Source organism: Nostoc sp., assembly GCF_036919815.1.
Lineage (GTDB): Bacteria > Cyanobacteriota > Cyanobacteriia > Cyanobacteriales > Nostocaceae > Nostoc.
The window spans coordinates 1-26289 of sequence record NZ_JBALCE010000081.1; the positions used below are offsets into that span (position 1 = coordinate 1).

The following is a 26289-nucleotide window of genomic DNA, read 5'->3' on the forward strand; positions in this document are numbered from 1 at the left end:
ACGACGTGTCATGATAACACTCCTCACTCTTCTGAATTTTCCATCAGCCACTAATTCTAAAATAGATTGATGCCTATTTGATGACACACCCTAAGTCTATTTACAGAGTTTCGTTATGCTTGGGAACACCATAAAGATAATTTTTTAGATAATCCAGTTGATAATTTTGTCAGTGTCGGCACAAGTATAGATTTTCATAAATTTTCTTTGCGTGTCAGTCAACTTTTAGATTTGTTCCCCGATGCCATTGGAAATAAGTTACAAGCAAGTCTCACAGCACCCATAGGAAGTAATGCTAGCTTGACTGCTTATTTATCTCCCAAAAAAATATTAATACTTATGGGATATCGGTACAATATACTTTGCGAAACTCCTTTACTACAACATCAAGTATAGGCTTTACTTGGAATCGTAATATTTATGATTTTGGGAATGATAATTTTGGGAAAGATTTACAAACAACCAATGATACTTTTTCCCTGATCTTTAAGGCTATTTTTAAATAACTCAATTTTCCGCTATTTTTTTATATATAAAGTCCACAACATCTTAATTAGCGTAGGCGTAGCCCGTGGTAGGCATTACCTTGTTACTTTCCTTATCCACACTAATGCACTTGTTGCCTATTTTGTCAATATTTAAGTCCGATCAATGCCTAGATGAGAAAAGAGATTTCGTGTCTATAGATTTTATTGACGGAATTAACGCCATAGTCCAGTGCGATCGCTACAATTTTAGGATAAGCAATACTCGATGGTGCAGCAGATGCTCAAGCGGCTATTTCAATGGCTCAAAAAGCTTTTTCAGAGCTTGTTTGGTGGAAAACAGACTGCCTCAAAATATCGGGGGAATGTGCAAAAAGAACCAGCACCTCCCTTAAGCGATACGGATCTGGAATTTCTCTTCAACGAACTGTTGCAAGGAGTACATCAAGCGCGAGGGGAAGCATGGGCACGGAAGTGGCTGCATAATATTGAACATCGCATCTCAACTGAACGCTGGGTTGAGTGGTTAGGGCGCTTTGGGGACAGATTGCTGGCATCAGCTACACCCAATAATGAAATAGCTGCGCGGTTAGTGCAACTGGGTGAGTTGAGCATCGGCGAAGTCGGAGATGTTGCCTATAGCATCGGGATGCAATTATTGACACGCAATCAAGGCGAACCAATTTGGGAATATGAAGGGCCAGATGCTCTCAGCACAACTTTGCCCTCTGAGCCAACCGCCCCAATATTAGAATCAGCAGATGCGCCAGAGAACTTCCCAGAGGCAGAATCCCAAACTGTCACCTTAGAAGAGTTATTTGTGATGTTGCAGGAGGATCAAAACTTACGCCAGCAGATTGCTGAACAGCTTGCTGTTGAGACAGACGATCCACAACTGCTTGTCCAGGCATTGATTAGTCAATTATATCCGGCTGGTCAATCGACCACAGAGCAAACAGAAAATTAACTGCTTGGCAAACTCAAAATTCAAGAGTTGAATCGGGAAATTGTAACGTTCTAATGCTATGCTCTTGAAGTTTTGTATATTTTTTGCTAACCTGCTACGCAAGCGCTGTCAGGATCTAATGGGTTTTTACCAAAAAAATGGGTAAAAGCCCCGTCCACTTCTCTACGAGAAGTGGTACGACAAAGCTCAGTGCATCGCTTCTAGGACGGCTTTATATTATATTTCCTAAAGATATTTGATAATCTTATGATGTCCATGTTATTATAAGATAAGCAGAAAAGAGAGATATTCATGCTAGTTTTTGAGTTCAAAACCTACGGCAAAGCATTGCAATTCCAAGCAATTGATGAAGCAATCCGAACGACTCAGTTCATTCGGAATAAAGCGATCAGATTGTGGATGGAAGGTCTTGCTTCGTCTTGGATTGAACTATCGAGGCATTGTGCATTATTGGCTAAAGAGTTTCCTTTTGCGAATAAGTTAAATTCAATGGCTCGTCAAGCCGCAGCCGAACGAGCATGGGCTACTATCTCTCGCTTTTACGACAACTGTAAGAAAAAGATATCTGGCAAAAAGGGCTTCCCACAATTCCAGAAAGATTGTCGTTCTGTTGAGTATAAATCGTCAGGTTGGAAGCTTGCCGATGATCGTAAATCTATAACGTTTACTGACAAAAACGGTATTGGTAGATTAAAGCTAAAAGGTACTCGTAACCTGCATTTTTATCAAATCAACCAGATAAAACGGGTGAGATTGGTAAAACGTGCGGATGGTGTGTATGCCCAATTCTGCGTTGATGTACATCGCCAAGAATTCATACAACCAACTCATCAGACAGTTGGATTAGATGTCGGGCTGGACAGCTTTTATACTGATTCGTTTGGTTTGAAGATTGAAAATCCTCGGTTTTATCGAACTCTTGTACGGAAAATGAAACGGTCACAAAGACTTGTTTCTCGCAAAGTTAAGGGTTCTAACAACAGGCGCAAAGCACGAAATATATTAGGTAGAGTTCACCTCAAAATAAGTAGGCAACGTAAAGACCATGCTGTGAAATTGGCAAGGTGCGTAATTCAGTCTAACGACTTGATAGCTTATGAAGACTTGAGGATTAAGAACATGGTGAAAAATCATTGTTTGGCGAAATCAATCAATGACGCTGGCTGGTATCAATTTAGAGTTTGGTTAGAGTATTTTGGGAAGGTATTTAAGAGGATTACTATTGCGGTAAATCCCTCATACACAACGCAAGAATGCTCTAGCTGTGGCGTAATTGTCAAAAAGTCACTATCTACTCGTACACACGTTTGTCAGTGCGGCTGCAAGCTAGATAGAGATCATAACGCCAGCATAAATATCCTTAACTCAGGATTGGGTACGGTAGGGCATACCGGAACCTTTGCACTAGATGCAAGCAACTCTTTGGGAGAAGCGACCTCTACTCATGAAGAGAGAAATCCTGCATCAGCAAGTTGTCTCGTAGATCAAAGAATCCCCGTGCCTAAAGGCACGAGGAGTGTCAAGTAATTAATGATTTTTTGAACACAACGATGGCTACAATCTAGAAAAACAAAATCCAAGAGTGTGGCAGATGCTCAGGCGGATATCGCAGTCGCTTAAAAGATTTTTAAAGCGCCTCATTGAAAGTAAGCAGACTCGTCGTTCTCTCAAGGGTGGGAGAGGACGCAATCTGGTGGGGGTACTACCAGAACTAACCAATGCGGATCTGGAACAATTGTTTATCCAATTGTTAGAAGGCGTGCATCAAGCACGAGGACGACAGTGGGCATTAAGGTATCTACAACGGATCGAAAATCGGATTCCGGCTGAACGCTGGATAGATTGGTTGGTGATGTTTGGCGAAAGCAAGCTTGCTTCACCCGCACCAAATCCTCTGTTAGCAACCCAGATGGTGCAGTTGGGAGAACTTGGTGTTGGCAGAATTGGAGATGTCGCATACAACATTGGCATCCGGCTGATGCAAAACTCACCCATACAAAACTCACCCACACCTATAGAGTATGAGGACAATCAGGCGCAAGATGGGGTAGAAATCACTCCTGGGCAAGAACTGATCCGCGACTTAGGCGAGCAGTTATGGGAGTGTGATCAGCCAAATGCAATAGAAACTACTCCTGGGCAAGAACTGATCCGCAATTTAGGCGAACAGTTATGGGAGTATGATCAGCCAAATGTCGGAGAATCTACAACCGATGAAGAAATTTTCCCAACTTCCCCTGGTCAAGAGTTAATCCGTAGCTTAGGTGAACAGTTATGGGAATATGATCTGCAAGATGTTGAACCAATAACGTTAGCACCCGAAAATGTCTCTTCAGAAGAAGAATTGACTGAGAATTTAGAAGAACTGGGATTGGAATATGAACTAGAAGACAGCCAAACCACAATCAGAGAAAATCTCCCTCTCCCGGCAGCCGAAGATTCAATCACCTCATTAGCCCAACTGAGGTTCGGCGATGAACAGGAAGTTACTCCAACTAAAATACCAACAAATGTCCTTTCCACTAGAGAAAAAACTGAATTAACAACGTCTGACTCGGAGTCAACCTGGGATAACAGTTTGACGAATTTAGAGCCAAATGTGGCTTATACTCTAGATGAGTTGTGGGTAAGATTGGATCAAAGTACCAATTTAGTCCAGCAACTTGCTGCTAATTTGGCAGATCAAAGCAGTAATTCCTCTGGTATTATTGAGCGACATAGCGATAATCCTGTTACCCAGGCGAAAACGTGGTTTTACCAAGGTCTAAGCCAAGCGAAAACGGGTGATTTGTTAGGCGCGATCGCATCTTATGACCAAGCGATTGAACTACAACCCGAATTCCCAGAATATTGGTTTAACCGAGGCTTGACGCTGTTTCATTTAGAACGTTTTGATGAAGCGATCGCATCTTACCAAACCGCCACAGAACTAAAACCCGACTTCTACAAAGCTTGGTACAACAGAGGTCGAACTCTAGGAGAATTAGGATATTTTGAAGAAGCGATCGCTTCTTTTGATAAAGCCATAGAAATTAAACCAGACTACCAAGAAGCTTGGTCTAGCCGGGGTTTGGCGCTGCTAAAATTAGGTTGGCTACCGGAAGCTATTTCTAGTTATGATCAAGCCCTGCATTTGGAACCAGAAGACCAGGAAAACTGGTATTACCGAGGCATAGCACTAGCTGTAGGCGAACAATTTGCCGAAGCGATTATATCTTATGACAAAGCGCTAGAAATTCACCCAGAGTATCACGAAGTCTGGATAGACCGGGGTGTAGTGCTGTTTAATTTAGGAAAGTGGTCAGAAGCGATCGCCTCCTGGGATAAAGCCCTTTCAGTTCAAACCGACTTCTACTTAGCTTGGTACAATCGGGGTATAGCATTAGACAACTTAGGACGCCACCAAGAAGCGATCGCTTCCTATCAGCAAACGATCGCCATAAAATCCGACTTCCACTTAGCTTGGTATAATCAGGCAGTAGCACTGTTTTCTTTAGAACAATTTGCCGAAGCGATCGCTTGTTATGACAACGCTTTGCAAATTAAACAAGATTATTGGGAAGCTTGGATTGGTCGGGGAACTGCGATCGGTAATTTAGTAAACTCTGACGCATTGCTGAATTTTTCGAGTAGTACAGCGACAAATTCCGTCTTACAACAGGGCGGCTACGAAGGAAAATTAGCCAGCTACGAGGAAGGGTTAAAGCATCTGCGGACAGATACCCATCCAGAAGGTTGGGGTAGATTGCATGTTGCGATCGGGAATACTTACTACGACAGAGGTAAAAAATATCCCAATACCCGCGATTATTGGCGCAAAGCCGCATCTGAGTACCATCAAGCGCTATTAACCCTCACACTAGAATATTTTCCTCAGTTACACCTAGAGGTTTTGCAATCTTTAAGCAAAGTGCTGATGGGTTTGGGACAAACAACACAAGTTCAAGAATTACAGCAACGCGGTACAGATTTATTGCAACAATTGCTGAGTGAGGAAACTCGCTCAGACGAAAGTAAAAAACAGCTAGCTCTAAAATTTGCCGGCTTTGAGCAATTAGCAGTTGATTTAGCCGTAGAGTCCGGTGATTTAGTTGAAGCTTGGCAAATTGCCGAACAAGGTAAAAATGCTTGTTTAAACTGGCTGCTTTCTGGCTGGAATGATGAGATTTACTCACCTGATTATGGCGGAATTCAACAACTATTCAATCCCACAACAGCAATTATTTACTGGCATATTAGCCCAGTAGCCCTACATACTTTCATTCTCAAAGACCAAGCGCCATCACCAATTCTCCTCTTTACACCCATGCAAGATCCTGGGGCAATACCTTTAGGAGAAGACGCTATCCGTCTAAATGAATTGCCCTTACCCGAAGCAGTGCAACGCCTAATTGAATTTGAAACTTGGCTAGAAGATTGGGATCAACAATATCAAGAATATCGCAGCACAGCTCAAGACAAAGAAAGTAAAAGCCAGCATTCTTGGCGAGTTGATATGGAACAGAAGCTGTTGCAACTGTATGAAATTCTGAATATTTCCACAATTGCACAGGAACTCGAAGGCATCACCCAACTGGTTTTAATTCCTCACCGTGACTTGTCCAGATTGCCCATTCATACCCTTTTCCATCTCTCTTCACCATCGCCGGAAGAGTTGCCGAATGTGGAGTCAAATTTCAGCGTTACCTATCTGCCTAGTGCCCAAATAGGTTTATCAATAAAAACTGAAGAGATTTGGCAGTGGCAAAATCGGTTATTGCTCAGTGTTGAACATCCTGAAAGTGCAGGTTATCCCACACTAAAATTTGCCAAACTTGAGTCGGAAGTTGTGAGCCAGATGTTTAATAATATCAAACGAATTCAGGGGTCAGAAGCTACGAAAACTATTGTGGAAAACGCCTTATTTGGTAATTACAACATCTTTCATTTTACGGGTCGTGTCACTAATAATTTAGCTGAACCTAAAAAGTCAGAATTAGCATTAGCAGGTGAAGACAAACTTACTCTAGATGAATGCCAACAGAATCTAGCAAATTACAACCTTATTACTCTATCTGCCTGTGAAAATTTAAGTACTAGCAACCACACTATCAGCAGCGAATATGTGAGTTTAGTTAGTGGTTTTGTGAGTCAGGGCGTTCCTCATGTAGTGAGTACTCTCTGGAGTGTAGAATCTTCAGCTAGTGCCTTGGTAATGATCGAGTTTTACCGACGATTGCAGCCTAATAAATCAGCAGTTACTGCCTTAGCGGAAGCAACACAATGGCTGAAAGAACTAACTGCTGGAGAACTGACAAAATGGTATGAAGATATTTTGAATAATCTGCATCCTGATGAATTACGAATTCAAACTTATTTAGTGACACAAGTATATAGAAATAGTAAAATGGCATCAGATAAAAATCTTTATAATCATCCTTACTACTGGGCAGCATTTACGATTACGGGTAAGCCGAATTAATCTTTTGTGCTGCTGCTAAAACTGCTGTTTTATAAAGCTCTCGGTAAGCGTAAAACTCAGCGTCTTCTCCCAAGGGGAGACGCAAGCGCGAACAGACCTGAGATATAAGGGAATCGTGTGACTTTAGTCACCTACGTCTTGCTTAATTAACTTCTCATTTCGTGAGACAATTAACTTGTAACACGAAATATAAATTATGGTCAGAATTAAGCCCTTGATGGGAGTTCAACAAGTCCTATTATCCCCTGACAAAGATACTAAAGCAATATTGGAGTATCTTTGTCAACAGGCAGGTAAACTGTATAACTGCGGGGTCTATTTTGCTAGACAAACACTTTTCAAAACTGGTAAGTTACTCACTGGTAAATTCGACCTAATATATGAGTCAACTGTTAGCAAAACCAGATTAGCAAGTTCACTACCTTCGATAGTTGCTCAACAAACACTAATGTCAGTAAGCAAGGCTTTTAGATCCTTCAAAGAATTAAAAAACAAGTCTAAAAAAGGTGAGTTACCTTTTAAACCTAAGCCTCCTAGTTACCTCGAAGGATCTAAACTTTTCAAAGTTGCGTTTCCCAACACTGGAGCGGGTAAGCCAACTCTTGAAAATCAGAAAATTAGATTTCCTTTAGGGTTGACAGTAAAAAGGTGGTTTGAGATATCTGAATTCTTTCTCCAAATGCCAATTAACTTAGATTTCTCAAAAGTAAAAGAGTTTACGATATTACCAAAAAATGGGGCTTTTTACCTGGAGTTATCTTATTTGGTTGAGCAAGAGAACGCTGACTTAAATATTAGTGAAGCCCTATCAATTGACTTGGGAACTGCCGATAATTTAGCAGCTTGTGTAGACACTTTAGGGAATTCTTTTTTAATTGATTCAAGAAAACTAAAAGCTGACAATCAACTCTGGAATAAAAGAGTATCTACTAAAAAAGAAGGTAAGTCAAGTGACTACTGGGACAGTTGGTTAGATCGAGTTACCAGAAAACGAAACCATCAAATGAGAGATGGGATCAACAAAAGTGCAAAGTTGATTATTGACCACTGTCTCAAAAATAAAATAGGTAACTTAGTTCTAGGTTGGAACGAGGGGTTTAAACTGAATTCCAATATGGGGAATTTGAATAACCAAAAATTCGTTCAAATGCCATTAGGTAAGTTGAAAGTTCGACTCAATCAACTGTGTTCTCAATATGGTATAAACTTTCACCTGACAGAGGAGAGTTATACTTCAAAATCGAGTTTTCTAGATGGAGACTCCCTACCCAAGTACGGTGAGAAACCCCAAGGGTGGAAAGCATCTGGGAGACGAATTTTGAGAGGGCTTTACTTGACAGGTGAAAAGTTTTTAATGAACGCTGATCTTAATGGATCAGCGAATATCTTAAAAAAAGTAACGGGAAAGCTTAAACTCGATTTAAGTAAACTCACTAGACGGTGTTTGACCACCGTAACGAGAATTAGATTAAACTAATTCTGTCTGTAGAATCTCAGTTCCCTTTAGGGCTGAGAGTGTCAATCCTCGCCGATTCTTGACCACAACTATTTAGTATCAGCACTGTAAATAACATCAGTATCATGCTCCTTGTGCGATCGCTATGGTGGACTAAATAATCAGGTATTCAATCCACCATTGTTGAGTTTAGTTACAAATGAGAGCCGACGCAGTTAAACCTTGACTCGTTGTCGGAGTCAGCTTTGCTCCTGATCAACTTTTTCGATATCATCAGGTGTACCAGTGGCAGAAATTTTTGATGTGCCAGATTTACCTGCACCGGAGTTGCCGCCAGAAGCGCCAGCGCCCCCTGAGTGTTTAGAATCGGTGTTGCCTTGTTCTTCTTGAAGCTGTTCAAGGCGGTTTTTTTCTTGAGCTTTATCTTTTTGGTCAGACATATCTTATTTACATTTTTTGCGTAGCGATCGCTCTTAACTCTATCATTTTCCTTATTCAAGCGACACCAGAGGCAAATGCTTTTAATTGAGGCTTCTGGATTGCGTTGCTAGCAATAGCTCACTCCCTTTAAGACTAGCTTGTTGATTTTTGGGTTATGAGATTGCCTAAATCCCTTTGCACACTGGCACTAACTCAAAATTTACGTGCTGGCAAACGTGATTTTAGGGACTTCCAAATTAAAAAATATCCAAAAACCTCATATAACAATCCTCTCTCCTCTTCCTTTCTCTGTGCCGCGCCAGTTGCTACAACGGGGGGAACCCCCGCAACGCACTGGCTTCTCTGCGCCTCTGCGGTAGCCTGCGGCAAGCCGCTCCGCGTCTACGTTTTCTTGGATAATTTATTTCTTGAAAATCCCTTAACAGAATTAGTCAGGCGATGATCAGAAGCGAAAGCTAGCTTTAAATAAGGAAGTTTATTTAAGCCTAATCTAACTCACGACGTCCTTCCAATGCCCTTGCTAGGGTCACTTCGTCGGCATACTCCAAATCACCACCTACAGGCAAACCAAAAGCAATCCGCGTCACTTTGGTAAATGGTTTTAGTAGCTGACCGATGTATAGTGTTGTTGTCTCCCCTTCTACACTTGGACTAATTGCCAGAATTACTTCTTGAGGTTTTTGCTGATTCACCCGGCGCTGCAAAGCCACTATAGTCAACTGTTCTGGGCCAATTCCATCAATTGGCGAAATCACCCCACCCAAAACGTGATATTTACCTTTATACTCGCGGGTTTTTTCCAGCGCAATCACATCGCGGGGATCTGCTACAACACAGATAGTGCTGTTGTCACGGTTGGAATTGCGGCAGATTTCACAAACTGGTTCAGCAGATAAGTGAAAGCAAACAGAACACAAGCCTATCTGCTTTTTTGCCTCAATAAGAGCTTGTGCTAAAGCTTCAACTTCTGCTTCTGGGCGCTTCAAAATATGCAAAGCCAGTCGTTGGGCAGATTTAGGGCCAACTCCCGGCAAGCGTTGCAATTGCTCAATTAACCGTGCTAAAGGGCGTGCGTAAACCGTTGTCTTATCTCCAGAATGTTTTTACTTTTACTATGATGACATTCTTACTGGTTTTTGGATTGGTCATTTAATTTATCAGAAGTAAAGGAGATTCTACACCCCCGTCTGCTAAGTAGACATCACCGTAAAAGGGGTTCGGAAATATTCAGACTTGATGTTGGGTTTCACTTCCCTACGGGACGCTGTTCGCGTTCGTTCTACCCAACCTACGAATGATTAAATTCCATACTCTTTTTGTGGTGTTCTGTACTAAGTTCCAAACAGTGATTTTTTTTAGTGATGAATCGCGTCTAGATACACAATTCATCGGGTTTTATCAACCAGGAGGCCAGTTTAACTGCCGTCCTCCCAAAATATGCAGATGTAAGTGATGGACTGTTTGACCACCGTCATCACCAGTGTTGATCACAACTCGATAACCGTTTTTCAGTCCTGCTTCTTCTGCAACACGTTTGGCGGTTAACAAAAGATGCCCCAACAGAGCATGATCGTGAGATTCAGCATCAGTTAATGAGGGAATGGGTTTTTTGGGAATGACGAGGATGTGAACGGGCGCTTGGGCGTGGATATCTTTGAATGCCAGGGCTAAATTATCTTCATAAACAATATCAGCGGGAATTTCCCGACTAATGATTTTGCTGAAAATAGTTTCTGTAGTTTCACTCATGCCAATCTACCTGCTCATCTGCTAGAGATTTTAAAAGTTTACTGTAGTCACTTGATCATCTGCACAACAAAATACTGCTTTTTATGATCAAGTCTCTCCCACTACTTTTAAAACTATGGTTCTCAAAATATAGCAATCCGATTTTATTTTTGAAAAAATATAAGTATATGTGAATAAGTTCAGTTAAGAAGATTAGTAGGTTGGGTTCAGCGACAGTGAAACCCAACGAAGTCTTGATAATGTTGGGTTGAGGAAAGAAACCCAACCTACGCCAGTGTTAGATTTTAGCCTTATACCATTTCTTTTATGACTCCTATAGATGTGGTTTAAATACGCGACTTGACAAATTTCTCTAATCGATCCATTCCCTTTTCAATCGTCGCCATATCTGTGGCGTAGGAAAGGCGAATGTTGTCATCAGCGCCAAAGGCAATTCCGGGAATGACTGCAACTTGATGTTCTTCTAGCAAAGCGTCAGAAAATTCTAGGGATTTTAGACCAGTTTTGCTGATATCAGGGAACAGATAAAAAGCGCCATGTGGTTTTGCGGTACTCAATCCGGGAATGGCGTTGAGTCTTTCTAACATTACCTGTCGGCGTTTGGCGAAGGCTTGGCGCATTTCTTCGACACAATCTTGAGGACTTTTCAAAGCCGCGATCGCACCATATTGGGCAAAGGTACACACATTCGATGTACTATGCCCTTGGATGGTACTGGCGGCTTTAATAATTTCCACTGGGCCTGCTAAATAACCAAGTCTCCACCCAGTCATGGAATAAGCCTTGGCAAACCCATTACTAATCAAAGTACGGTCAAAAATTTCTTTCCCTAGAGAACCGATGCTGATATGTTCTGCACCGTCGTAGAGAATCTTTTCGTAAATCTCATCAGAGACCACAAGGATATCTGCATCAACTATTACCTGTGCCAGTGCTTTGATTTCATCTGGCGTGTAAACCATCCCTGTGGGATTAGATGGGGAGTTGAGGATAAATAACTTCGTCTTCGGCGTGATTGCTTTACGGAGTTGTTCGGGCGTAATTTTATAACCAGTCGTGGCATCTGTGGGTACAATCACCGAAACTCCACCGACCAAAGTCACCATTTCGGGATAACTTAACCAGTAGGGTGCAGGGATAATTACCTGATCACCGGGATCGATTAGCGCCACTATTAAGTTGTACAGAGAATGCTTACCGCCATTGGTGACGATGACATTTTCTGACTTGTAATCAAGACCGTTATCAATTTTAAGCTTATGGGCGATCGCTTCCCTTAACTTTGGTTCTCCGGCTGCTGCACCGTACTTGGTTTTGCCTTCATCCAAAGCTTTTACTGCTGCGGTTTTGATATGCGCTGGAGTATCAAAATCTGGTTCTCCAGCGCTAAAACTACAAACATCTATTCCTTCTGCCTTCAGAGCCTTAGCCTTGGCTGCGATCGCTAAGGTTAATGAAGGTGTTACCTGACTTACTCTTGCTGCCAGCTTCATTCTTACTATTTTTGGCAAATCTTCACTTATCTAAGGATATCCCAGAATCCGTACCAAGATTTGCTTTTTCTGAATTCGTTGGGGATTGGGAACGGGAGAATTACGAAGAATTACTGACTGTTGACCATTGACTCTTAACAATATACTCTATGTAGTGTTTTGATTTTAGGGAAAATTAATTATATGCAATTCAATAAACTTTTCATTGCATCTTCTGTGTTAATTGCTGGTCTTTTTATACCGAATGGTGCGATTGCTCAAAATCGTGGTACTCCGGCTGAATTTGATTTTTATGTCCTGACACTCTCTTGGTCGCCAGATTATTGTGCAGCAAATGGTACTCGTGATCAGCAGCAGTGCGGTTCTGGAAAGAAACTTGGTTTTGTACTACATGGTTTGTGGCCACAGTACAAAACTGGTTATCCTGCTAATTGTTCTACGGAAAAATTACCGTTGGAAGTAAAGCAGCAGTTTGCCAATTTGTATCCTAGCAATAAACTTTACGATCATGAATGGGAAAAACATGGTACTTGTTCGGGGAAAACTCCGGCGGAATACTTGGCATTTAGTAAAAAGTTAAAAGATGCGATCGCTATTCCCGCAGCTTATAATCGTCCTAATAAACCCTTGCGTACCACAATTACAGATTTCAAAAATTCATTCGTAAGTGCTAATAATCAAATTACTGCTGATGGTATAGCACCTTTTTGTTCGGGTTCGGGAAGATTTTTGCAAGAAGTCTTCTTTTGTTATTCCAAAAACGGTGAAGCTGGTATTTGTAGCGCCGAGATTTTGAAGCGATCCCAAAAAAGTTGTGGTCAGCCAGATTTCTTACTGAGAAACGTTAGATAACAATGGGCATGGGGCAATTTAATTTTGGATTTTGAATTTTGGATTAAATTTCAATCTAAAATCCAAAATCTAAAATCTAAAATTCTTCCTTCCCTGCTCCCCATTCCCCACAAATATGATTTGAAGTTCCTTAATTTTTTCTTTACTATTACTTATTTATTTATTAACTTATCTATCCTAATCTTCAAATGTAATTAGAACCCATTCTTATTTCGAGATAGTAGACGCAATCAGAGAATCTGTTCAAGGAGAGGTTATATTTATAACCATAATTTTTTGAGTAGTTCGCACAATTGCAATAATCCCAGGTTTTTTTCTTAGTTTTAATAGTTTTTTTTGTCACACAACTTGTTTTTGTCAGATTGCATTCTTGTCTTTTATTGGGAGTGCTAAATGGAATATTTATTTCTAGCTTTGGCGCTGGGTCTAGCACTCAGCTTTGAATTTGTCAATGGTTTTCATGATACTGCAAATGCAGTTGCTACTGTCATTTACACTCATAGCCTGAAGCCAAACATTGCCGTCGTCTGGTCAGGCTGTTGGAACCTAATTGGTGTGCTGTCATCAAGTGGAGCCGTTGCTTTTGGCATTGTTGCCCTGCTTCCCGTTGAGTTGGTAATTAATGTTGGCTCAAGTGCAGGCTTTGCAATGGTGTTTGCACTTTTGATTTCCGCGATCATGTGGAACTTGGGAACTTGGTACTTGGGCTTACCTGCATCCAGTTCACATACGCTGATTGGCTCAATCATGGGTGTTGGTTTAGCAAATTCATTGTTGTCTAAGGGTCATGTCTTTGGCGAGGGTGTGAATTGGGCAAAGACGGAGGAAGTTTTCACATCTCTACTGGTTTCACCAATTGTTGGATTCACCTGCGCCGGACTGCTGTTACTGCTGGCGAAGAGACTGATCAGACGACCAGAGTTGTACCGTGCGCCAGAAGGGAATAAAACACCACCGCCTTGGATACGTGGTTTGTTAATCTTGACGTGTACTGGTGTGAGCTTCGCCCACGGTTCAAATGATGGTCAAAAAGGTATGGGTCTGATCATGCTGATCTTAGTAGGCATTCTACCAGGTATGTTTGCACTGAATATGGATACCAATGCCGGAGCGATCGCTCAGTTGGCCGCTACGTCCAACTCTGTGATTCCAGTGCTACAACAACAAGGAAGAGGAACATCCTTAAGTAGCCAAAACTTCACAGATGAGCTTTCCAACTTCCTCAAACCAACTGGCGAAGCCAACGACAAAACATTTGCAGCCCTTGCTGCCGAGAGTCGGACAATTGGAGATAAGCTTGCTGGTAAGAGTAGTTTCAAGCAGCTTTCAAAGGATCAGCTTGCCTCATTACGAACCGATATGTATCTAGTAGCTGGAACAATTGGCAAGCTGGACAATCAGAAAAAATTAACCGATGCTAAACAAGAAGAGGTGCTTACCAGTTATAAAAAGCAGTTGGATAAAGTAACTAAATTTATTCCCAATTGGGTAAAATTTGCCGTTGCCATTGCACTCGGTCTGGGTACAATGATTGGTTGGAAGCGGATCGTGGTGACAGTGGGTGAAAAGATTGGCAAAGACCACCTTACCTACGCTCAAGGAGCTTCCGCCGAGTTAGTCGCTATGACAACTATTGGTGCTGCGGATTACTTCGGTCTGCCAGTCAGCACCACTCACGTTCTATCATCGGGTGTAGCGGGTACAATGGCGGCGAACCATTCAGGTTTGCAAGCCGATACTTTGAGAAATATTCTGCTAGCCTGGGTGCTGACCCTGCCAGTTTGCGTACTGCTTGGTTCAGCGACATACGCCGGGAGCTTGTACATAGTCTTTAATATTCTGGGTTTGAAGTAGGAAATGGGGCATTGGGCATTGGGCATTGGTTATTAATTCTTCCTCCCCTGCTCCCTACTCCCCACTCCCCACTCCCTAAGCTATAGTCACATCCGGCGACAAATAAACATCTTGAATGGCGTGAAATAGCTTCACACCTTCTTCAAACGGGCGTTGGAAAGTCTTTCGCCCAGAAATTAATCCTGAACCACCAGCGCGTTTGTTAATTACAGCCGTGCGAACTGCTTCGGCGAAGTCATTTTTACCAGTTGCGCCACCAGAATTAATCAGCCCCACACGCCCAGAGTAGCAATTCAGTACTTGGTAACGAGTTAAATCAATTGGGTGATCAGTTGTTAATTCTGTGTAAACGCGCTCATCAGTTTTGCCGTAACTCTTACCAGTGGCTTTGGCAACTGCACCGTAACCATTGTTATTTTCTGGTAACTTTTGTTTAATGATATCAGCTTCAATCGTTACACCCAAATGATTCGCTTGTCCGGTGAGGTCAGCCGCAAGGTGGTAATCTTTATCTTGTTTAAAGGCGTTATTACGCAGATAGCACCAGAGAATAGTCACCAAACCTAATTCATGGGCGCGTTTAAAAGCTCGGCTGATTTCGTGAATTTGTCTGGTAGACTGCTCTGAACCAAAGTAAATTGTCGCACCTACCGCCGCCGCCCCTAAATTCCAAGCTTGTTCCACATCAGCAAACAATACTTGATCAAATTGATTCGGGAAAGTCAGCAATTCGTTGTGATTGATTTTGGCAATAAAGGGAATTTTGTGGGCATATTTCCGTGATACGATACCTAATGTTCCCAAAGTGGTAGCAATAGCATTGCAACCTGCGGCGATCGCTAGCTTGACAAGATTTTCTGGATCAAAGTAAATCGGATTGGGCGCAAAAGACGCACCGGCTGAGTGTTCAATCCCTTGGTCTACTGGTAAGATAGACAAATAACCAGTATTCGCCAGACGACCAGTAGAGTAAAGTAGCTGGAGATTTCGCAATACTTGGGGATTGCGATCGCTGTTGAGCCAGATTCGATCTACAAAGTCTGGCCCCGGCAAATGTATTAAATCATGAGAAACTTTTGCTTTGTAGGTAAGCAGGTCTTCAGCCTCTTTACCTAGCAATGACTCGATAGAAGTAGCTTCTTTGAGCGTTGTAGTCATAGTATTATCCTCAACATTTGAGCAAATAACCTTGCTTTTAAGATAACATTTCTAATATTGCTAACCTAGTTAATGTCGTATTAACTACACGTATATTATTTCTGATCTCGCAGTCTTAAATCATTATTGAAAAATCGATGATATCGATTATTATCTCAGATGTAACCCTAATTTGAGCCAAAATGTACAAGAAAAGAATTAGATATCTCCAGAAATTAAATATGTGTTACCCAGAACCCTTGTAGAGACGTAGCACTGCTACGTCAAAACAATTCTTTTTCACTCCTATGTCTATTGTTATTTTGATAATTTTGGTGAATTGCAGACTTATAATTTAATATATTTTGGCTTTAATACTCATCACCTGATCATAATTAGGTTGCAAAGCCATCAGTCGCAAACTCTGATAGTGGTAATAATCGTTAATAGAACAAATATAATTCCATGAGTAAGTTTCAAATCGATATCGACTTCAGCAATATAGATTTAGCTTCCCTTGAGACAGAAGACGATTTTCAAAGAGAGGCAAAAATGTTACTACCAAAGGCACTGGTGAAACTAGGTGAAAGTGTGGGTGAAAAGACTTGGGAAGAATTACAGCAAAAGCTGCAAGGAACTGGAGGTAAACTCAAATCTTCTCCAAGCGAGAAACGCAAGTTTATTCAAGAAACCGGAAGAACTTATCAACGAAATGCTAGTAACAGAGAAAAACAAGAACTAGAAGACTATATAGTAGAGCAATTACACCAGCATAAGCAGTAAAGATCCACTTAGCTCGACTTTATCCAAAATTAATAACTTGGATCTCTGGTATCGGCAAAACCCTAGCTTTTTGGCAAAAACTTTTTCCATATCTTTTCCATATCACTGATTTTAGGTGAAAACTAAAAAGTAAAACTACGGTCATACAAAGCTTTCAGCGTCAGCTAAAGCGTTGCCAAAAAATGGATAAAGTCGAGCTTAGAGGTTGTTTGAAAAGTGATATGTTGTGATTTTAATCGAATTGTTACCCCCCTTAATCCCCCCTTGTAAAGGGGGGAAACAAGAAAAATTTGGTTCCCTCCCCTTATAAAGGGGAGGGTTAGGGTGGGGTAAAAAATATTTGATACATCAATCATGACTTTTGAAACATCCTCTTAAGCCTAATGTACGTGTATTCTAACTTCTATTTTTAGCAGTAGTTTTATTATTCAAAATCATTGTAGCCCTTACGTCTTTGATACTCGTGAATGAGTCTTTGCACTCCTAATGCGGTGTGCAACTTTCTCTTAAACCTAATACCATTTTAGATTTTAGATTTTGGATTGTTAAACATCGATTGGATAAGCGTTTCAGGTTTCCATCTGCCGCAATCATTTTCAAATTGGTATAACAAGAACAGCCCCTTGCCTACTAGCGTTGGGGAGCAAGACTTAAAGCCTCTCCCCGCTTGCTTAACGGCAGGCTGACGCCAAGGGGGAGAGGAATGGAAGCGGGGTTTCAAGAATAAGTCGCACATCGCGCACTCCTATTTAATATTCGACTTTGCTGAATCAGGATATTAAAGAGCTTCACGTAAAGGCGTAAAGACGCAAAGAACAATTCATAGATTAATTCAGCAACGCCAACTTTTCTTTTACTTTTTGAGAGTTTGCACCCCAGGATATGCCAGAATTTTGGCATCAACAGTTAGTAACGGGCAGCTGTAAATTCTGGCAGTGGCTACAATAACTTGGTCAAATGGATCTCTGTGAAAACCTGTGAGTTTGGTTGATTCAACGATAATTGGAATTGTCAGTTCGAGTAGTTGCACTCCTGGATAAGCTAAAGCTGCTGCTAACCACTCGTCAACTGAAATTGAAAAAGCAAGTTTGCGATTCTCAACCAGCTTGGCGACTTCCCAAGAAGAAATAATGCTGACTCCTAGTCCTTGAGATTGATATTCTTCAATGCAATCTCGATATTTCTGGTTTAGTCGTTGATTATTATCTACCCACCAAATCCAAATATGGGTATCTAAAATTATCATTGCAGTACTTCCCAATCCTCTATAGGTACAGGAGGCTCAAATGGATCATCATAGTGAATAACCGTTCCCCGTAAAGGATAAGGATTAGATTCTGAAGGTTTGGGAAAACGTTCTAAAACAATGATTTCTACTGCTTCGCCTGCTTGAAACGGTAAATCCTCAAGAATCAAGGTTCCGTTTTTAGTTAACTTTGTTTCAATTCGGTGTGCTTTCATAGTTACTCCGTTAGTTCTGAATCTAATAAATCAGTAAATGATTTCATTTGTCTTAATCCTTCCTCATGCCAATTATCATCATTTTCCCCTTCTTATAAGTTAAATAATCTTTCTCTACACAGAATTTGTAACAACAGTGGCCAGCAGCAACTTTGTGTCAAGATCCACTCTACATCTTCATCAGTGAAAGCAATGGGCGAACTCGCTATCAATTCTCGCGCTTCTATCTCAGTTAATGCTCCCAGATATGCGGTGTAGTCTGCTTATTAATATGGTGAATGGTCAATACCGAGTTGAAATAGCGCTCAATACTAAGGGACTTATTATTAAGTCAGATATTGCCCAAAAGCATGAAAGCACAAATTTAGACCGGAAGACAATTAATTAGGAGTAAAAATCAGTAATGAGTTAGAAGTTATTAATCCTAACTGATTGTGAATGAAGTTCTGAGCTTAGTCGATGAACCTCTGAGCTTTGTCGATGAAGTTCTAAGCTTCGTCGATGAACCTCTGAGCTTTGTCGATGAACCTCTGAGCTTTGTGAATGAACCTCTGAGCTTTGTCGATGAACCTCTGAGCTTTGTGAATGAACCTCTGAGCTTCGTGAATGAGTCTTTGATACTCGTGAATGAACTTTTGAGCTTCGTGAATGAGTCTTTGATACTCGTGAATAAACCTTTTAGCTTCGTGGTTTTGTTTACGAACCGCCTTCTCTACGAGACACTACGTGAACGCGCAGCGTCTCGCTGCTGTGTAGGTTGGGTTGAGGAAGGAAACCCAATATTTCCTGGGCTTTATTGGGTTGCGCTTTGCTTAACCCAAGCTACAATTTTTTTAACCGAATCGTATTGTAACGCACCCTACCAAAACACTAAAGGACTAGAAATTAATAAGGAGTTAGGAATAAATAACTCCTGTAGAGACGGGATTAATCGCGTCTCTACTCCTGTACAGACACGATTAATCGAGTCTCTACTTTTTACACCCCACAAGTCAACTCGCCGGCTTTTTGACTAAAGCGGTGATTCTCTCGATAATCTACGGGACAATCTATCACGGCGGGTACATCTTGAGCGAGGGCTTCTTTAAGTGTGGGAATCAAATCTAGAGCCGATTCAACTCGGTAGCCTTTTAAACCCATGCTTTCGGCAAATTTGACAAAATCAGGATTGCTAAAATGCACAAAAGATGAGTTTCCTTTGCCAAATTGATTTTCTTGCTTCCACTCAATTAACCCATAGCCACCATCATTGAAAATTATGGTGACAAAGGGCGTACCGACACGCAAGGCTGTTTCTAATTCCTGAGAATTCATCATAAAGCCGCCATCGCCTGTTACAGCAACGACTTTGCGCTTAGGATGAACGAGTTTTGCTGCTAAAGCGCCAGGAATGGCAATACCCATGGCCGCGAAGCCGTTGGAAATTATGCAAGTATTGGGGCTATGGCAATGATAATGACGAGCCATCCACATTTTATGTGCGCCAACATCAGAGATGACGATATCATCTGGTCCCATCACTTGCCGTAAGTCATAAATTAACTTTTGCGGCTTGATCGGAAATCCGTCATCATGGGCGTATTGTTCGTAATCAGCGCGAATTTCTGATCTTAAGCTGATGGCAAAGGGATCAGGTTTACCTTGTCTATCTGCTAATTTTAAGATTTCATAGAGGGAATCTGAAATATCTCCCACGACTTCGGCGTTAGGAATATAACTACTATCAATCTCCGACGGACTTACCCCAATATGCACAATGGGAATTTCACCATTACGATTCCATTTTTTCGGGGAAAACTCAATCAAATCATAGCCGATCGCAATTACCAAATCTGTGTTATCAAAGCCACAGGTAATAAAATCTCTTTGCTGTAATCCCACTGACCACAAAGCTAATTGATGTGTGTAGGGAATTACACCTTTACCCATAAAAGTATTGGCAACAGGTATATTCAGCAAGGTGGCAAATTGCGTGACTGCATCACTTGCATGAGCGCGAATTGCCCCATTTCCTACTAAGATTAATGGGTTAACTGCTTGGCAAATTGCGGCGGCGGCTGCCCGAATGCTCGCAAAAGATGCATAGGTTTTTTCGCTATTATCCTTACGCAAAGGTTTGCCTTCAACAGGCATGGCAGCTATATTTTCTGGCAAATCGATGTGAACTGCACCCGGTTTTTCCGATTGCGATAGCTTAAATGCTTTCCGCACTACTTCTGGTGTAATACTCGGTCGCACAATCTGCTTATTCCACTTGGTAACAGGTGCAAACATTGCCACCAAATCTAAATATTGATGGGATTCAATATGCATTCTATCTGTTCCCACCTGACCGGTAATCGCCACTAAGGGCGCACCATCGAGGTTAGCATCTGCTACCCCAGTCATCAAGTTGGTTGCCCCAGGCCCAAGAGTAGAAAGACACACTCCGGCTTTTCCTGTTAGGCGTCCGTAGACATCAGCCATGAATGCTGCACCCTGTTCATGACGAGTCGTAATAAATTTAATCGAAGAATGTTTGATCGCTTCCAAAACGTGCAAGTTTTCTTCGCCAGGGAGTCCAAAAATATATTGCACTCCTTCATTTTCTAGGCACTGCACCAATAATTCTGCTGTATTCATTTTTTTCCTAACTATTTATTTAGTCATTTGTCCTTCGTCATTAGTCATTTGTCATTTTTTTGGCTAATGACCAATGACTAATGACTAATCATTTAACCCACACGGTTTTAATGTTGACAAACTCATGTATACCTTGGATACTCAATTCTCTGCCATATCCAGAACGCTTGATGCCACCAAAGGGCAACTGGGGATCAGATTTGACCATACTGTTGATAAACACGGCGCCGGCTTCGATTTCCTCAACCAAGCGATCGCTCTCTTGGTCGTTGGTTGTCCAAGCACTTGCACCTAAGCCAAAGGGTGAGTCATTAGCGAGTTTAATGGCAGCATCGATATCTGGAACCCGGAATAACAAAGCTACTGGCCCAAAAAATTCTTCTTTGGCAATTGGTGTATCAGTGGGGATATCTATGATAATCGTTGGCGGATAAAAGTTTCCAGGACGATCTGATAAAGGATGTCCGCCGGTGAGGACTTTACCACCACTGCTAACGGCATTTTGCACTTGTTGATCTAAATCCTGGAGAATACCAGGTGTTGCCAGTGGACCTAAATCGGTATCTGGTTGCATGGGATCGCCGACTTTCAGCGCCTGAAATTTTTCTAAAAGCAATTTTTCAAATTTGTCTGCGATCGCATCTGCGATAATAAAACGTTTGGCTGCAATACATGATTGCCCGTTATTCAGCATCCGCGCTGTAGTTGCTGTGACAACTGCTGTCTCTAAGTCAGCACTTGCTAACACAATAAATGGGTCACTTCCTCCCAATTCCAGAACGGTTTTTTTAATTTGTTTGCCGGCGGCAGCGGCGAGGGATGCACCTGCGGGTTCGCTTCCGGTCAAGGTGGCAGCTTTTACCCGGTCATCAGCGATTAAATCGGCAACTTTAGCAGCGCCTATTAACAGAGTTTGAAACGCACCTTCAGGAAAACCTGCGCGTCGGATAATATCTTCAATTGCTAAGGCGCACTGCGGCACATTGGAAGCGTGTTTGAGTAAGCCGACATTTCCTGCCATCAATGCTGGTGCGGCAAAGCGGAACACTTGCCAGAAGGGGAAATTCCACGGCATCACCGCGAGAATTGCACCCATTGGTTGGTAGCGAATAAAACTATGACTAGCATCGGTTTTTACAGAAACATCAGCTAGGAAACTAGGTGCGTGTTCGGCATAATAGCGACAAACGACGGCGCATTTTTCGACTTCAGCGATCGCAGCTTTCAAAGGCTTACCCATTTCCAGAGTCATCAACTTCGCAAATTCTGCTTTGTCTTGCTCTAAAATATCAGCAGCCTTTTGCAGCCAGTGCGATCGCGTCAAAAAACTAGTCTGACGGTACTTTTCAAAAGCCTGATTAGCCAAATCGAGTTTAGCGGTAATTTCTGCATCATTGAGCGGCTCAAAGGTTTGAAAAGTCTTCCCAGTGGCGGGATTAATGGTGGCGATCGCCATTACCTGACCTCCCCTTAAAAAAATAGCTTGAGTAGGCTTCCTAGTGTTACACAGATCAATTCTGGAAGCTACCACCCAAATTTTAGTCTTTTAACCAAGAATTAGTTGTTTAATATTACAATTTATCAATTATTTTTGAAACAAAATATACAAATTAACTATGTATTTATATTGATAAATTTGTCCTTTATTAGTTATTTTTCCAATGCCCAATGCCCAATGCCCAATGCCCAATGCCCAATGCCCAATGACTAATGCCCAATAATTGTTGGCATTTGCTGCAAATTTGTCTGATAAACCTTAACTAATCGGTCAATACCTTTGAAACGATAATCTCCCATTTCCTGGAAGTCTGAAGGTTTTGAAAGCATTTTATGGGTGGCTTCACTAATCACACACTCACTAGGGGGACAAACAGCTTCCATGCGAGCAGCAAGATTAATCGTCGCGCCTAATGCCGTATAATCTACCCTTTGGGAGCTACCGACATCTCCCACGACAGCTTTACCGCTATTAATCGCAATACGTAATTGTAGGGGTTCTTGCCAAAAACCATTGGCATTAAGATGTTCGAGACGAGTAAGCATTCCCTGAGCAGCAATAACAGCGCGATCGGCGTGATCTAGTTGCGGTTCTGGAGCGCCAAAAAATGCCATAATACAATCGCCAATATATTTATCTAAAGTGCCGCCGCAACCAAAGACTTCTTTTAGCATTTCTTCAAATAAATTATTTAATAGTTCAGCGATCGCAGTTGGTGTTAACCGTTCAGAAATTGCCGTAAAACCAACCAAATCCGCAAACAAAATACTGATTTCGCTCTCGGCTGGCGCTAAACGGCCACCCGGTAATCCGCCGACAGAGATCAACTGCTGTACAACTGCTGGAGAATGATAGCGCTCTAGTCGGTGACGAATCATCTCTTCAGTTTTGAGTTTCTCTACCAGTAGCCAACGCTGCACACTAGAAGCCACAAGGTTTGCTAAAGCTGAAAAAAAGCTGAGTTCTTCCTCGCCTTCATTTGCCCAATGGTAAGAAGAAAGATTAGCATCAGCATACAGTACACCCACAACTTTATTTTCATCCCATAAAGGTACCGCCATCGCGCTGCGAATGCCTTTTACCAAAATACTCTGTTCACTAGCAAACCGTTCATCCTGATGGGTATCAGCAGTTTGAATCACAACTTTTTCGTCAAATACCTTTTGACAGATACTACGACTAATCCAACTCCCATCAGAGGGGAGATGTTTCTGTTGAGAAACGTTTCTAGTGGCAGCATTCACTAACTCTAACTGACCGGAACCATTGACATCAATTAATAATGCCAAACGTTCGATACTATCAAGGTAACGAAAAACGACTTGCTGCACCTGAGAAAAAATCTCTTCTATAGATGCCGCCGCACAGAGATTTTTGGCTATGTCTACTAAGTCTTTGAGACGGGCAATGGTTTTGTCCTTATTATTGATGTCGCCATCTTTACTATCAGCTGCGATCCATTGCTGTTGTAATTGTTCGACATTGTGAAGGATTGTTCTTTGCTCATTAATGTCCGAAGTTCCGGGATACTTAGCTTTCAATAGGGAAACAGGGCTTGTAATCTGCACTACCAAATTAACATTCCCCAGCCAAACGATATCGCCGTGATGTAACTCTTGGGGAGAGCCAATAAGATATTTATTGACTTGCGTGCCGTTTTTGCTGCCTAGATCCTCAATAGTCCACACCCCCTCAGCCGTTTTCACCAGACGAGCATGGTTGCGGGATACTCCAGCAAAAGGTAAGTACAAGTTACATTCCGGCAAACGACCAATTGTAAATACATCTTGGCCAACTGCGATCGTTGTCTCGGCATCTCCCTCTTGTAGGCGTAGCGTGAGTTCAGTCATGAGTGTGATCCGATCCATCGAAGCTATAGGTGCAAGCAACTCTAAATTAAGTTATACCCTACAGGTTAACTTTCACCTTTTCTTTATGACATTGTTAACTGCATTTCGACAACTGTATATGACGGATATTACATTCTGCCACCCTGATTTAATTGGGTGGTAATTCCAAACTAATTTCACCCAACAACCCCTTGCGAAAATCTGTTAAAAGTTGCCTTGCAGCTCGCTCTATATCACCTTTGTAACGATGCTCCGCCAATGCGTGTAAATAGATATCTCCGGTGTCGGATATAGAATCGAGTTGGTAGCGGGACTGTAATGGTTTTTTTGGTAATAAATCTGTGGCTACAGCTTCTAAATAGTTGAGTAAATCCACTAGGGCTGCTGCTACTAGCTGATTATCGTAAGATGCTTCCCCGATATCATCACAAATCGCTAATTTCAATGCTGCCTCTTGGTCTTCCAATCTGATCGGGATCACACCAGGAGCATCTAGCAATTCCAAATGTTCGGAAATTCGCACCCAGCGTAGTTGGCGAGTTACCCCAGGACGGGCTGCACTTTCCACTACTCGCCGTCCCAAAAGGCGGTTAATCAAAGCTGATTTACCAACATTGGGAAAACCAATCACCACAGCCCGCACTGGACGGGGTAACATCCCGCGATCGCTTCTTCTTTGATTGAGTTCTACCCCGGCGGCTTGCGCTGCCCGCGCCACTTCTGTGATACCTTTACCATGTTGAGCGTTGGTAAAATAAGGGACTTCTCCTTGACGTTTAAACCAATCTATCCACAGCGATCGCATTGGCGGCGTAATCATATCTACTCGGTTAAGTATCAACACCCGTGCCTTACCCTCCACCCACTCCGCTATTTGGGGATGGTGAGTCGCTAAAGGAATCCGGGCGTCTCGTACCTCAAAAACCACATCTACGCGCTTCAGCTGTTCTTTGAGCTTCCTTTCAGCTTTCGCAATGTGACCTGGATACCATTGAATCAGGTTTAATCTATAATTTTGAGTTATGGCCATAGTCAATTACCAAATAAATTATTATCACTTATCAATTATCATTCACTATGGCTTGATGTAAAATCAGACGATTGCCATCAGGGTCATAGGCATAAATTTCTCTGCCGTGGGAAGCGATGGAAATGTCTCCTGGCGGGGGATAGCCCAAAGCCGTTAGGTGAGCGATCGCATCTTCCAAGTTACTCACCTCTAAACACAAACTTATCTGACTTTTGGCGATACCTTCAAATTCCGATTCGTTTGTGTTCTTTGGTTTAAAAATACCTAATCGCATACTAACCAAATTAAACTCAGCATAGACATTCGGAATTAAAACAACTGGGTTTTGCTCCAGCAATTTAGTATAGAAATTCACTAACTTCTCGCAATTAACCGATGCGATGGTGACAAATGCGTTAGTGTACTTGAAAAGCATATTTACCTATCGCCCTTTGAACTGCATTCTAGCGGTTCTCGGTTGAATGAGGTACAAGAACCCCACCCCCAACCCCCTCCCCGCTCTTCGAGAGGGGGCTATGATGTACCTCATCTGATTATGAAACGCTATAAGTAAGTCGGTCAAATTAAATATAAAACCTCACCTACCTCCGGCTTCCCTCTCCTTACTAAGGAGAGGGATTGAGGGTGAGGTTTAATCTTATATTTAATTACGCCTACCTACTTATCGCAGAACTTGAGAAGTTGTCGGAACAGGAACAAAATGCGTAGGCGTAGCCCGTCGTAGACATCGCTTCTCGTCTTCTGGCTGAACTGGAACGAGAAAAAGTTATAAAACATCCCAAAAAATTCTCCGAAAACAGATGATCAAGCAACTTTGACAAACAAATACACCCGATCGCATTTGTTATTTCGGGGTACGCATTTGTTATTTCGGGGTACGCATTTGTTATTTCGGGGTACGCATTTGTTATTTCGGGGTACGCATTTGTTATTTCGGGGTACGCATTTGTTATTTCGGGGTTCGCATTTGTTATTTCGGGGTTCGCAATTGTTATTTCGGGGTTCGCGTTTGTTATTTCGGGGTACGCAATTGTGATTTCGGCGATGCCTACGGCGGGCTACGCCAACGCGTTTGTGATTTCGGCGATCGCTGCTCCCTGATAAAACGGTCGTTTATGAATTTGCTGAAACTACCGATGAACAGGGCATT

General features: G+C 42.0%; 21 protein-coding genes. 9 read left to right on the forward strand and 12 right to left on the reverse strand.

What is annotated here, in order from left to right; all coding sequences use genetic code 11:
• The first annotated feature begins 765 nt into the window (after positions 1 to 765).
• The 4 genes from V7K15_RS18890 (at position 766) to V7K15_RS18905 (ending at position 8390) form a co-directional block, all read left to right on the forward strand.
• A complete protein-coding gene (locus V7K15_RS18890) occupies positions 766 to 1452 on the forward strand; it encodes a hypothetical protein (RefSeq protein WP_334907656.1) in 687 nt (228 codons plus the stop codon).
• Positions 1453 to 1743: 291 nt separating this feature from the next.
• A complete protein-coding gene (locus tag V7K15_RS18895; RefSeq protein WP_442949699.1) occupies positions 1744 to 2979 on the forward strand; it encodes an RNA-guided endonuclease InsQ/TnpB family protein in 1236 nt (411 codons plus the stop codon).
• A 64-nt stretch (positions 2980 to 3043) separates the two neighbouring features.
• Entirely contained in the window at positions 3044 to 6913 is a 3870-nt protein-coding gene (locus V7K15_RS18900) for a CHAT domain-containing protein (protein ID WP_334907588.1), read from the forward strand.
• Positions 6914 to 7130: 217 nt separating this feature from the next.
• Complete coding sequence (locus V7K15_RS18905; protein WP_334907658.1) at positions 7131 to 8390, forward strand: RNA-guided endonuclease InsQ/TnpB family protein; 1260 nt, start codon at positions 7131 to 7133, stop codon at positions 8388 to 8390.
• A gap of 218 nt (positions 8391 to 8608) precedes the next feature.
• Here V7K15_RS18905 and V7K15_RS18910 read toward each other — a convergent pair whose 3' ends face one another.
• The 4 genes from V7K15_RS18910 to V7K15_RS18925 form a co-directional block, all read right to left on the reverse strand.
• The gene (locus tag V7K15_RS18910) at positions 8609 to 8809 is read right to left on the reverse strand and encodes a hypothetical protein (RefSeq protein ID WP_334781111.1); all 201 of its coding nucleotides are present in this window, start codon (positions 8807 to 8809) and stop codon (positions 8609 to 8611) included.
• 486 nt (positions 8810 to 9295) lie between these two features.
• Positions 9296 to 9853 (reverse strand): recombination mediator RecR, encoded by a 558-nt coding sequence (gene recR, locus V7K15_RS18915; RefSeq protein WP_292789635.1) that lies wholly within the window; start codon positions 9851 to 9853, stop codon positions 9296 to 9298.
• Between the two features lie 355 nt (positions 9854 to 10208).
• Positions 10209 to 10559 (reverse strand): histidine triad nucleotide-binding protein, encoded by a 351-nt coding sequence (locus V7K15_RS18920; protein WP_334907590.1) that lies wholly within the window; start codon positions 10557 to 10559, stop codon positions 10209 to 10211.
• Between the two features lie 326 nt (positions 10560 to 10885).
• Positions 10886 to 12052 (reverse strand): pyridoxal phosphate-dependent aminotransferase, encoded by a 1167-nt coding sequence (locus tag V7K15_RS18925; RefSeq protein WP_334907592.1) that lies wholly within the window; start codon positions 12050 to 12052, stop codon positions 10886 to 10888.
• A 183-nt stretch (positions 12053 to 12235) separates the two neighbouring features.
• On the opposite strand from V7K15_RS18925, the gene V7K15_RS18930 reads away from it, so the two are divergent.
• Positions 12236 to 12904, forward strand: a complete 669-nt coding sequence (locus V7K15_RS18930) for a ribonuclease T2 family protein (RefSeq protein WP_334907594.1) — start codon at positions 12236 to 12238, stop codon at positions 12902 to 12904.
• Between the two features lie 393 nt (positions 12905 to 13297).
• On the forward strand, positions 13298 to 14758 hold the full coding sequence (locus tag V7K15_RS18935) for an inorganic phosphate transporter (protein WP_334907596.1): 1461 nt from the start codon (positions 13298 to 13300) through the stop codon (positions 14756 to 14758).
• A gap of 75 nt (positions 14759 to 14833) precedes the next feature.
• On the opposite strand, the gene V7K15_RS18940 is transcribed toward V7K15_RS18935, so the two are convergent.
• Complete coding sequence (locus V7K15_RS18940) at positions 14834 to 15916, reverse strand: class I fructose-bisphosphate aldolase (protein ID WP_334907597.1); 1083 nt, start codon at positions 15914 to 15916, stop codon at positions 14834 to 14836.
• Positions 15917 to 16360: 444 nt separating this feature from the next.
• Here V7K15_RS18940 and V7K15_RS18945 point away from each other — a divergent pair, with 444 nt between their 5' ends.
• Positions 16361 to 16678: a hypothetical protein gene (locus V7K15_RS18945; RefSeq protein WP_334907599.1), complete on the forward strand. Its 318-nt coding sequence runs from the start codon at positions 16361 to 16363 to the stop codon at positions 16676 to 16678.
• Between the two features lie 853 nt (positions 16679 to 17531).
• Here the strand turns inward: V7K15_RS18945 and V7K15_RS18950 are convergent.
• Positions 17532 to 17924 (reverse strand): type II toxin-antitoxin system VapC family toxin, encoded by a 393-nt coding sequence (locus tag V7K15_RS18950; protein ID WP_334907601.1) that lies wholly within the window; start codon positions 17922 to 17924, stop codon positions 17532 to 17534.
• On the reverse strand, positions 17921 to 18139 hold the full coding sequence (locus V7K15_RS18955; protein ID WP_334907603.1) for a hypothetical protein: 219 nt from the start codon (positions 18137 to 18139) through the stop codon (positions 17921 to 17923). The genes V7K15_RS18950 and V7K15_RS18955 overlap by 4 nt, the downstream gene beginning before the upstream one ends.
• 434 nt (positions 18140 to 18573) lie before the next feature.
• Between V7K15_RS18955 and V7K15_RS18960 the strand changes: the two genes are divergently transcribed.
• On the forward strand, positions 18574 to 19155 hold the full coding sequence (locus V7K15_RS18960; RefSeq protein ID WP_334907605.1) for a hypothetical protein: 582 nt from the start codon (positions 18574 to 18576) through the stop codon (positions 19153 to 19155).
• Here the strand turns inward: V7K15_RS18960 and V7K15_RS18965 are convergent.
• The 5 genes from V7K15_RS18965 to V7K15_RS18985 form a co-directional block, all read right to left on the reverse strand.
• Entirely contained in the window at positions 19118 to 20761 is a 1644-nt protein-coding gene (locus tag V7K15_RS18965) for an acetolactate synthase large subunit (protein WP_334907607.1), read from the reverse strand. The genes V7K15_RS18960 and V7K15_RS18965 overlap by 38 nt on opposite strands.
• A gap of 88 nt (positions 20762 to 20849) precedes the next feature.
• Positions 20850 to 22217: an NAD-dependent succinate-semialdehyde dehydrogenase gene (locus tag V7K15_RS18970; protein ID WP_334907609.1), complete on the reverse strand. Its 1368-nt coding sequence runs from the start codon at positions 22215 to 22217 to the stop codon at positions 20850 to 20852.
• 251 nt (positions 22218 to 22468) lie between these two features.
• Entirely contained in the window at positions 22469 to 24109 is a 1641-nt protein-coding gene (locus V7K15_RS18975) for an adenylate/guanylate cyclase domain-containing protein (RefSeq protein ID WP_334907611.1), read from the reverse strand.
• A gap of 148 nt (positions 24110 to 24257) precedes the next feature.
• Entirely contained in the window at positions 24258 to 25139 is an 882-nt protein-coding gene (gene ylqF, locus V7K15_RS18980) for a ribosome biogenesis GTPase YlqF (RefSeq protein WP_334907613.1), read from the reverse strand.
• A 31-nt stretch (positions 25140 to 25170) separates the two neighbouring features.
• The gene (locus tag V7K15_RS18985; protein WP_334907615.1) at positions 25171 to 25554 is read right to left on the reverse strand and encodes a VOC family protein; all 384 of its coding nucleotides are present in this window, start codon (positions 25552 to 25554) and stop codon (positions 25171 to 25173) included.
• 431 nt (positions 25555 to 25985) lie between these two features.
• Here V7K15_RS18985 and V7K15_RS18990 point away from each other — a divergent pair, with 431 nt between their 5' ends.
• The gene (locus tag V7K15_RS18990) at positions 25986 to 26240 is read left to right on the forward strand and encodes a hypothetical protein (protein ID WP_334907660.1); all 255 of its coding nucleotides are present in this window, start codon (positions 25986 to 25988) and stop codon (positions 26238 to 26240) included.
• The last annotated feature ends 49 nt before the right edge of the window (positions 26241 to 26289 follow it).

Bases quoted from the DNA above. Each gene is read 5' to 3' on its own strand.
- V7K15_RS18890 (WP_334907656.1), top strand. From the start codon at position 766: ATGCTCAAGCGGCTATTTCAATGGCTCAAAAAGCTTTTTCAGAGCTTG.
- V7K15_RS18895 (WP_442949699.1), top strand. From the start codon at position 1,744: ATGCTAGTTTTTGAGTTCAAAACCTACGGCAAAGCATTGCAATTCCAA.
- V7K15_RS18900 (WP_334907588.1), top strand. From the start codon at position 3,044: ATGCTCAGGCGGATATCGCAGTCGCTTAAAAGATTTTTAAAGCGCCTC.
- V7K15_RS18905 (WP_334907658.1), top strand. From the start codon at position 7,131: ATGGGAGTTCAACAAGTCCTATTATCCCCTGACAAAGATACTAAAGCA.
- V7K15_RS18910 (WP_334781111.1), bottom strand. From the start codon at position 8,809: ATGTCTGACCAAAAAGATAAAGCTCAAGAAAAAAACCGCCTTGAACAG.
- V7K15_RS18920 (WP_334907590.1), bottom strand. From the start codon at position 10,559: ATGAGTGAAACTACAGAAACTATTTTCAGCAAAATCATTAGTCGGGAA.
- V7K15_RS18925 (WP_334907592.1), bottom strand. From the start codon at position 12,052: ATGAAGCTGGCAGCAAGAGTAAGTCAGGTAACACCTTCATTAACCTTA.
- V7K15_RS18930 (WP_334907594.1), top strand. From the start codon at position 12,236: ATGCAATTCAATAAACTTTTCATTGCATCTTCTGTGTTAATTGCTGGT.
- V7K15_RS18935 (WP_334907596.1), top strand. From the start codon at position 13,298: ATGGAATATTTATTTCTAGCTTTGGCGCTGGGTCTAGCACTCAGCTTT.
- V7K15_RS18940 (WP_334907597.1), bottom strand. From the start codon at position 15,916: ATGACTACAACGCTCAAAGAAGCTACTTCTATCGAGTCATTGCTAGGT.
- V7K15_RS18945 (WP_334907599.1), top strand. From the start codon at position 16,361: ATGAGTAAGTTTCAAATCGATATCGACTTCAGCAATATAGATTTAGCT.
- V7K15_RS18950 (WP_334907601.1), bottom strand. From the start codon at position 17,924: ATGATAATTTTAGATACCCATATTTGGATTTGGTGGGTAGATAATAAT.
- V7K15_RS18955 (WP_334907603.1), bottom strand. From the start codon at position 18,139: ATGAAAGCACACCGAATTGAAACAAAGTTAACTAAAAACGGAACCTTG.
- V7K15_RS18965 (WP_334907607.1), bottom strand. From the start codon at position 20,761: ATGAATACAGCAGAATTATTGGTGCAGTGCCTAGAAAATGAAGGAGTG.
- V7K15_RS18970 (WP_334907609.1), bottom strand. From the start codon at position 22,217: ATGGCGATCGCCACCATTAATCCCGCCACTGGGAAGACTTTTCAAACC.
- V7K15_RS18975 (WP_334907611.1), bottom strand. From the start codon at position 24,109: ATGACTGAACTCACGCTACGCCTACAAGAGGGAGATGCCGAGACAACG.
- ylqF (WP_334907613.1), bottom strand. From the start codon at position 25,139: ATGGCCATAACTCAAAATTATAGATTAAACCTGATTCAATGGTATCCA.
- V7K15_RS18985 (WP_334907615.1), bottom strand. From the start codon at position 25,554: ATGCTTTTCAAGTACACTAACGCATTTGTCACCATCGCATCGGTTAAT.